This window comes from Thiohalocapsa sp. ML1, from assembly GCF_001469165.1.
GTDB lineage: Bacteria > Pseudomonadota > Gammaproteobacteria > Chromatiales > Chromatiaceae > Thiohalocapsa.
This window is the reverse complement of the sequence record NZ_JABX01000028.1, coordinates 69,269-76,553: the sequence shown is the minus strand read 5'-3', so window position 1 is coordinate 76,553 and position 7,285 is coordinate 69,269. Positions and strand designations below refer to the sequence as shown.

13 protein-coding genes are annotated in these 7,285 nt (G+C 67.0%); 6 read left to right on the top strand and 7 right to left on the bottom strand.

All coding sequences use genetic code 11. The features are described from left to right. Positions 1-77: 77 nt before the first annotated feature. Positions 78-338, bottom strand: a complete 261-nt coding sequence (locus ML01_RS17395) for a hypothetical protein (protein ID WP_058556667.1) — start codon at positions 336-338, stop codon at positions 78-80. A 338-nt stretch (positions 339-676) separates the two neighbouring features. Between ML01_RS17395 and ML01_RS17390 the strand changes: the two genes are divergently transcribed. The 6 genes from ML01_RS17390 (at position 677) to ML01_RS17365 (ending at position 3,517) form a co-directional block, all read left to right on the top strand. Further along, entirely contained in the window at positions 677-919 is a 243-nt protein-coding gene (locus ML01_RS17390; protein WP_058556666.1) for a hypothetical protein, read from the top strand. A gap of 250 nt (positions 920-1,169) precedes the next feature. Further along, entirely contained in the window at positions 1,170-1,517 is a 348-nt protein-coding gene (locus tag ML01_RS17385; protein ID WP_058556665.1) for a DUF1778 domain-containing protein, read from the top strand. Next, entirely contained in the window at positions 1,514-2,011 is a 498-nt protein-coding gene (locus tag ML01_RS17380; protein ID WP_058556664.1) for a GNAT family N-acetyltransferase, read from the top strand. The genes ML01_RS17385 and ML01_RS17380 overlap by 4 nt, the downstream gene beginning before the upstream one ends. A 447-nt stretch (positions 2,012-2,458) precedes the next feature. Continuing rightward, entirely contained in the window at positions 2,459-2,683 is a 225-nt protein-coding gene (locus ML01_RS17375; protein WP_058556663.1) for a DUF433 domain-containing protein, read from the top strand. Then, positions 2,680-3,033 carry a DUF5615 family PIN-like protein gene (locus ML01_RS17370; protein WP_058556662.1) on the top strand — a complete coding sequence of 118 codons (354 nt, stop codon included), beginning with the start codon at positions 2,680-2,682 and terminating at the stop codon, positions 3,031-3,033. The genes ML01_RS17375 and ML01_RS17370 overlap by 4 nt, the downstream gene beginning before the upstream one ends. Positions 3,034-3,187: 154 nt before the next feature. Next, the gene (locus tag ML01_RS17365; protein ID WP_058556661.1) at positions 3,188-3,517 is read left to right on the top strand and encodes a hypothetical protein; all 330 of its coding nucleotides are present in this window, start codon (positions 3,188-3,190) and stop codon (positions 3,515-3,517) included. A gap of 213 nt (positions 3,518-3,730) precedes the next feature. Here ML01_RS17365 and ML01_RS29670 read toward each other — a convergent pair whose 3' ends face one another. The 6 genes from ML01_RS29670 to ML01_RS28950 all read right to left on the bottom strand — a co-directional run bounded on the left by ML01_RS29670 (position 3,731) and on the right by ML01_RS28950 (position 7,282). Further along, positions 3,731-4,168, bottom strand: a complete 438-nt coding sequence (locus ML01_RS29670) for an AAA family ATPase (protein WP_162268042.1) — start codon at positions 4,166-4,168, stop codon at positions 3,731-3,733. Positions 4,169-4,507: 339 nt separating this feature from the next. Next, positions 4,508-4,951, bottom strand: a complete 444-nt coding sequence (locus ML01_RS17355; protein ID WP_058556659.1) for an AAA family ATPase — start codon at positions 4,949-4,951, stop codon at positions 4,508-4,510. Positions 4,952-5,177: 226 nt separating this feature from the next. Continuing rightward, positions 5,178-5,426 (bottom strand): UPF0175 family protein, encoded by a 249-nt coding sequence (locus ML01_RS17350; RefSeq protein ID WP_058556658.1) that lies wholly within the window; start codon positions 5,424-5,426, stop codon positions 5,178-5,180. Positions 5,427-5,571: 145 nt separating this feature from the next. Further along, positions 5,572-6,666, bottom strand: coding sequence for a hypothetical protein (locus tag ML01_RS17345; protein WP_156427803.1), 1,095 nt, complete (start codon positions 6,664-6,666; stop codon positions 5,572-5,574). Further along, positions 6,570-7,112, bottom strand: a complete 543-nt coding sequence (locus ML01_RS17340) for a DUF1156 domain-containing protein (RefSeq protein ID WP_058556656.1) — start codon at positions 7,110-7,112, stop codon at positions 6,570-6,572. Before ML01_RS17340 ends, ML01_RS17345 begins: the two co-directional genes overlap by 97 nt. Then, positions 7,109-7,282: a hypothetical protein gene (locus ML01_RS28950; RefSeq protein WP_156427802.1), complete on the bottom strand. Its 174-nt coding sequence runs from the start codon at positions 7,280-7,282 to the stop codon at positions 7,109-7,111. The genes ML01_RS17340 and ML01_RS28950 overlap by 4 nt, the downstream gene beginning before the upstream one ends. Positions 7,283-7,285: the final 3 nt, after the last annotated feature.

The window sequence follows — 7,285 nt, the reverse complement described above, 5'->3', positions numbered from 1 at the left end:
CACTGAGCTGCGCCGTATCGAACACGGTCGCGTCGATATTCTGCGCCTCGATCAGCAGATACGCTGTCTGGATCCGGTCAGACATATAGATGGCCTCCGATCTGCGGCCACACACGGTCGGCCGCGTTGAGGTGATCGCCGACGCGAAAAAGCCCCGACGAACCGCCGATCGAGAGCGCCTCCAGCCCCGCGCCCAAGCCGGGGTGACGCGCGATGGTCCGGATCGCTCGTGCCAGCAGATAGCTGCTCCCGCGAACGACGCTGATCTGCGTGGTGTCGAACACCGTTGCGTCAATGTTTACGGCCTCGACGAGTAGGTATTCGGGCTCGCTTGGCATGGTCACTCCGTGGCGGCGACAGGCATCGGGGCACACGGCAATCTTGCCAGAAGATTTCTTTATCACCTAACCGTGCTATCCCCTGTGCGCTGCGGGCCATGGGTCAGGCTGATGCCATGGAGGGGAACCGGACCCACGAGATAAACTCCCAGCTCCGGCGTCCACGCAGCCGCCTTGCCATGGCAGGCGATGGCTTTGCTTCCATGCCGCGCCAGAACGCCGAAGCCTCGTCGCGGATCGGGCGACATCGACACGCCGAAGCCGCGACCGCGAACACCCGCCGGTTGCGTAGAATGCGCGCGGAACGGAGTGAGCTGCACGACGTGAGGTGCACGACGATGACCGATCTACAGATTTCTCTCCCGGACGACGTTGCTCGGTCCGCCCGCGCGGAGGGCCTGCTTGATCCGGAAGCGCTGGAGCAACTCCTGCGCGAGCGCCTGCGGGAGCTTCGCCTGGCGCGCCTCGACGCGGCACGCGAGCGGCTCGCCGCGACGCCGCCGGCGCCGATGACGGCCGAGGAGATTCAAGCCGAGATCGATGCCTACCGCGCCGAGCAACGACGTGCGGCTGGTCCTTGATACGAACACGGCATTGTCGGCCCTCGTCTGAGGCGGACCGCCCGGCGCCCTGATCGATGCGGCGCGGGCCGGGCGAATCGGCTTGGTCAACAGCGCCACCCTCATCGCCGCCGTTGCAGCGCAGAGGCGCGCTTGCATCGCTCGGAAGGACTGGCTTCGGCGCCGCTTGTCGGCGGGTTGCATGCACAGCTTGTCATGACATTGTCTGGCGCATACGCTTGAAGCCGGTCGAGATTGAAGGAGCACCGAGATGCCCGATACCCCATCCCCAAACGCGACCCGCCCCAATGCGCCCCCCCCCAATGCGGTCCGCTCGGAGAAACTCGATCTGCGCTTGACCCCTGCGGCCAAGCGCACCCTGCAAGCTGCGGCGGCGGCTGCACGGAGGTCGGTGAGCGACTTTGTCCTCGACAGCGCCCTGAGCCGCGCCGAAGAAACCCTGGCGGATCGGCGGCTATTCGGGCTGGATGCGGAACGCTGGGAGGCGTTCCTGGCGGCGCTGGATGCGCCACCGCGCCCCTTGACGCGCCCCCTTCGACGCCTAGACCGGCTGTTCGCCGAGCCAAGCGTATTCGAGGATCCCGGCGATCGGCCATGACGTCGCTGGCCATCGAGAAGCTGTCTCGGCATCATGACGTAGACGGCTTCGACTGCGGACAGGAGGCCCTCAACCGCTTCCTCGTTCGCTTCGCGCTCCCGAGCCAGCAAGCGAGCTCATCCCAGACCTATGTCGGGTTGGCAGATAGCACTGTCGTTGGCTTCTACACGCTCGCCGTCGGCGAGGTCGCCTACAACGATGCGCCGCATCGATCGACCAAAGGGCTGGCGCGTCACCCGATTCCGTTGATGCTGCTGGCGCGGCTTGCCGTCGCTTCCGCGTGGAAGGGCCGGGGCGTCGGCGCAGGCTTGCTGAAGGACGCGATGCGCCGGACGCGGCAAGTGGCGGACCTGGTCGGTATTCGCGCCCTGGCCGCACACGCCAAGGACGATGCGGCGCGCGCCTTCTACGAGCACTTCGGCTTCGTGGCCTCGCCCACTGACCCGCTGCATCTGTTTGTCTTGACGAAAGATCTGCGTCGGTTTGTGCGATAACGGCCAGGCCCAATGCTTGGCGCCCGCGCGTCTCGCCGCCGGTCTCCTGCTCGGCCCGACCGGCATCAACAGCCGCGCCTCGACCACGAACGAGCCCAGGCTGCACGCTTGGAATGCGGGCGGAACTGAGTGAGTAGCCCGAATGGAGCGAAGCGCCATCCGGGCTGCCGAGCATGCGGCTCATCGCATGGCGGAAGCCTCATCCCGACCCGCGGCCTGGATTCCGCTGCGCTGTATCGTGGCTGCGCGCTGCGCTTCATCCCGGCGACATGGCAGCCAGGTCCGCCGGATGCAGCGCAAGACCAATCCCCACAGACCTGATAGCTTAGGTCGATTCCCGCTTCGCTCCATCCTGGCGACCTGTGAGCAGGGTCGCCCGAATGGCGCGCGGAACCGGCCACCGCTGTCCTGCTGGCCGATCATCACCCCTACCCCCGGAGACCGCTGATGACCGAACGCATCACCCTGGACCCCGCCATCTGCCACGGCAAGCCCTGTATCCGCGGGCTTCGATATCCTGTCGAGACGGTGCTGGAGTTGCTCGCCGGGGGCATGACCATCGAGGAGATCCTGGCCGACTACGAGGATCTGACGCGCGAGGACATCCTGGCGGCCCTGAGCTTCGCCGCCCGGCTCGCGCAGGCCCGCTCGATTGCGAGCCTGGCGGCATGAGGCTCATCATCGACGCGCAGTTGCCGCGGCGGCTGGCCCGCTGGCTCAGCGCGCGCGGTCACGATGCGCTGCATACCCTGGATCTGCCGGACGCGAACCGCACGACCGATGCAGCGATCAGCGACCTGGCCTGTCGCGACGACCGCATCGTGGTGACCAAGGACTCGGACTTCGTCTATTCGCACCTGCTGCTTGGCCGACCGCCGGCGGTGCTGCTGATCGCCACCGGCAACCTTGGCAATAACAACCTGATGCGCCTACTCGAGCACAACATCGACGCGCTGGAGCGGGAGTTACTGTCCCACCGGTTGATCGAGCTTGGCCGCGACGCCCTGGTGGTCCGCGATTGACCCCAACCGCCGTCCGCGGCGTCGCGAGTCCAAGGTTCCACCCGACGAACGCTGCCCCAGCTACCGACGCGGGGTATGAGCGCACTCGCCCCTCACGCGCGCTGCCGCCAGCTCGCCCAGTCGCATTCCAGAAGCACCGAGCCCTGCTCGGTGAGTGCCGCGCGAGGCCAAGGTCCGCCAGCAGCATCGAGGCCCGATCCGCGCTGAACGCGCCCCCGTACAGGCGCATGTCCAGCAGCCAATCCTGCTCCGGCGGCGGCGGTGGAGTCGGCGCATACAGCAGATAGCGCCCGGAAGGATTCTCCAGCTCGACACGGACCTTCACGCCCAACGCCGGCTCCTGATCCAACCGCACCAGCGCGATGCCATCCAGGTCCAGCTCGCCGAGCAGCGACGCGAATTCAGCGTCCGGGTCGTTCCAGAAGACGATGCGGTGGCCGTCTTGGTGGAAGCGCTCGGCGAGGGCGGTTTGGATGCGGTCTAGGTCCATGGGGTGGGGAAGTGGTTAGTGGTTAGTGGGTAGTGGTTAGTGGTTAGTGGTTAGTGGTTAGTGGTTCGGCTCGTGACACCGCTCTGCGGTGTCACGGCTCCAGGGGCGCTCTGCGCCCCGAGCACCGGCGGCAAGCAGGCAACAGCATACCCGGCCCGCCCTCGCACCGCGGAGCGGCGCCGGATGCGTGACACCGCGGGAGCGGTGTCACGAGATCAGGTATCCCGCCATGCTGCGGATCTCGTCCTGGAGCCTTGTGAGGTCCGTGTCGACGAAGGCCTCGCCAGGCCCCATGACGTCCAGCTTCTCCGACACCGACGGGATGCTGAAGAAAGGCACGGAGCGGGTGAAGCCCTCCGGCGTTCGGTACAGGTACTGCACGCCGGCGCGGGCCAGGTCGTCGTCGAGAGCATTCAGGATCACCGGGCTGTGGGTGGTCACGAGCACTTGCTGGCGGGCGGTCACCAGTGCGCCGAGCAGCGGCTCGACCAGTTGCGGATTGATGCCGTTCTCGACCTCGTCGAACAGCAGGACACCGCTGTCGGTGAGCAGCTCGGCAAACACCGGCAGCAGCCGCAGCATGGCATCGTTGCCATGGCGCGCCGCAGCCGTTAGCGCCTGGTCAATGGGAACCTCCTGAGTCACCCCCGGTTTCCCCGGGCGGCCGGGTCGGGCTGCAGCGGCTTCCAGCTCGCGATAGAGCGACTCGATCCGCCCGGGCAACCGCGGGTGCCCCAGAAATGGGGATTCCTTCAAGAACGCCCCGGGGTCCTCGCCGCCGAACCCGAGCCGGCCTTCTCGGTCGGCGCGACGGCCTGGCTGCCGCGGCGACGGCGCGCCCGGCAACGCGATGCTGCACATAAAATCCAGGACGCGGTGCACGCTCTCAGGTACCAGATCCGGGTCGAGCTGCGAAAGCAAAGAGCCCGAATACTGAAACCCGATCCGCGTACCCCGGTCGAGTGCGGCGCCTCGTCGCGTTTTCTACGGCAGCAGAGGCAGCACGCACGCACGGAGCGGGAAGTCGTAGCGCTGGTTGCCGACGGTGAAACGGCTTTCTCCATTGATGCTCAATTGCTCCCGCGTGCAGCGGCGGCGCGCCCGATTGAATGCGCCCGACCAATGGAAGCGCGTCGGTCCGGCCGACAACCACAGCTCGATCGCGATGTTGCTACGCTTGGTCAGCTTCGAGCCGAGGTCCGCAACCTGCCAGCCGCGGTGCGCCAACCACCCGTCGATGTCGCCGCGAAACAACTGCGCCGCGAAATCGATCGCCTGCAGCACGGTCGACTTCCCGGCCCCGTTCAGCCCGATCAGGCAGGTGAACGGGGCCAACTGCAGCTCGAAGTCCACCAGGGACTTGAAATTGTCGACCCGGATGCGCTCCAGGCGCATCGGGGGCTCAAACCAGGCGTCGGCGCTGTTCATGCTGCGCGTCCTGTCGGGTGGAAAAGCGAAGCGCATCCACCGGCGGCGCGATCCAGGGTCGCGTGGGTGCGACCGGGAGCAGGCGCCACGCACCGCTGGCGCGTGGGAGCGAGAAGCAAAAGAAGATCTCGCGCAAAGGCGCAAAGGCGCAAAGAAGACAAGGCAAGATTCTCATTTTCTTAACTCTTCGCCTGGCGTCTTGGCTCGGCGTCTTGGCTTCCCGGCATCAGCGGGAAAACTCCTCGACCAATTCATCGTCCGACAGGTCCACCACCGGCACGCCGGCGCGACCGGCGGCGAGCAGGAAGCCCACCCGCCCCAGCCCGCACAGCGTGCCGGCCTTGCCCGAGGAGATGCGGCCCTGCTCGAAGAGCTTGAGCGCAAGTAGGAAGCGTGCCTCATCGGCGAAGTCTTCGGGCAGATCGGCCGGCGACGGCAAGCCGTCCAGCGGCAGGTCGATGGTCAATGTCTGCATGGTCGCCTCCGCCTCACGCGCGATAGTGCTCGATGCCCAGCGCGAGCTGGGTCAGGTGCCCCTGGTGCCCGGTCCAGTGCGGGTTGCGGGCCGTGACCTCCTGAAGATAGCCCAGGATGACCGGCAGCCGCTTGTCCTTGAGGTTTCAGAAGTCTGTCGCGTTCACCAGGTGCTTCACGGCGCGCTCGGGGTCGGCGCCCTCGGCGAGCAGCCTCAGCGCATGATAGAGGTGGCGCAGCGGCGAATGGCGCCAGACGGTGCGCTGCGCCGCCGGCACCTCGTCGAAGCGCAGCGCATCGGGCCGCGGCAGCTCCTCGGGCAGGGCCGTGCGGGTGTTGTTGGCGCGCGTCGGGCCGAGCAGGTCTTCATAGTCCACGCCGTAGGCCCGGCCCAGGTCCTGGAAGGTGCCGAGCTTGAAGACGCCCTCGGCCTCCGCCTCCAGCCCCTTCAGCAGGAACTTCTCCTCCGGCGCGAACTGGCGCCAGAACTGATAGACATCGCCGACGTGGGCGCGGTCGATGGCCCGGTCCATGGCCGGTGGCACCAGAAAGTCCGTCGCCGTGCGCTTAGCGTTGTCCGTCAGCGTGCGCAGCGCCGAGCGTCCGCGCTCGCGGTTCGGCGTGCGCAGCTCGGCGTCCAGGTCCACGCCGTCGATGCGGGCATAACCCGTCACCACCTCGGCGGCGACGGCCTGGGCCGCGAGCAGATAGTCCGTGTCCGTGTAGCCGCAGCGCGGCAGGCCGGTGTCCACCTGGCTCTCGCGGGTGATGACCTCGGTCACCCGGCGCTTCACCTGCGGCGTGATGAAGTCCACGAAGCCGACCTGATCCCCGGTGCGCTTGCGCAGCTCCATGTTGTAGGTGGCCTGCACATAGTTGCCGGTGCGGATGCCGGCGCCCGGCGTCTCGGTGGCGACGCTCCAGACCTGCTTCACCTGCAGCCCGGCGGACCACATGATGAGCGCCAGGTCCTCCCAGACATCGGTGGACTTATGCGTGAACATCAGCACCTGCATGCCGTCGTCCGGCATGTGCTCGGTGAGGTTCCGGTAGCACTCGGCCATTGCGATGCGAAAGGGTGCGTCCGCGCCCTTCACGGCGCGGTGGCGCATGGAGTCGGCGTACCACTCCGGAAACGCGGCCTTCAGGTGGGGGGCGTACCAGGCGAGGAAGAATTCGGACAGCTCTTCGTAGTTGACAGCGTCGGCGTAGGGGGGATTCGTGATCCACAGATCACACACATTTTCGATCTTCCTTGCGTCGCCGATACCGACACGAGCACATGCAGCAAGTCCTCTCGCCGCGTGCGTCGGACCACGCGCCCGCGGCGCCAGGTCTCCGGGTCGGCGAACAGGGCCTCGCGTTCTCCGCCCGTCGCCTGGGGCCAGCAGAGCGCCGCCGACAGGGTTGCGGTCTTGCGCTTCCACATGCCGGCGTTGTCGAGCGTCAGGCAGCGCAGGAAGATGTCCAGGTCGTTCGGCCAGTCGGCCGGATCCTCGGCGGCCGGGAAGACGCTGCCGATGACGATGGCGCGCACCAGCACCAGCGGCTTGCCACCCCACCACTTGCCGAGGGAGGACAAGAGCTTGGAGCCCTTCGCATCGCGCTCCTTATAGCTCTCCAGCGACAAAGGCCCGATGGGGAACTGGACCTCGATCAGGCTGCGCGGCGGCTCAGTGTTGGTCATTTCTCGTTCGATCGGTCTGCACTGCCGAGCGCGCCCTGGGCGATGGCGGCTTCCATGTCCTCGAGGCCCAGGGCGGGCCGCTCGTCCGGCCAGGGGATGCGTGAGGCCAGGTATTCCTCCAGGGCCATCCCGAGATCGCCATCGGTGGGCTGCGCCCGCAAGGTGCTCATCGT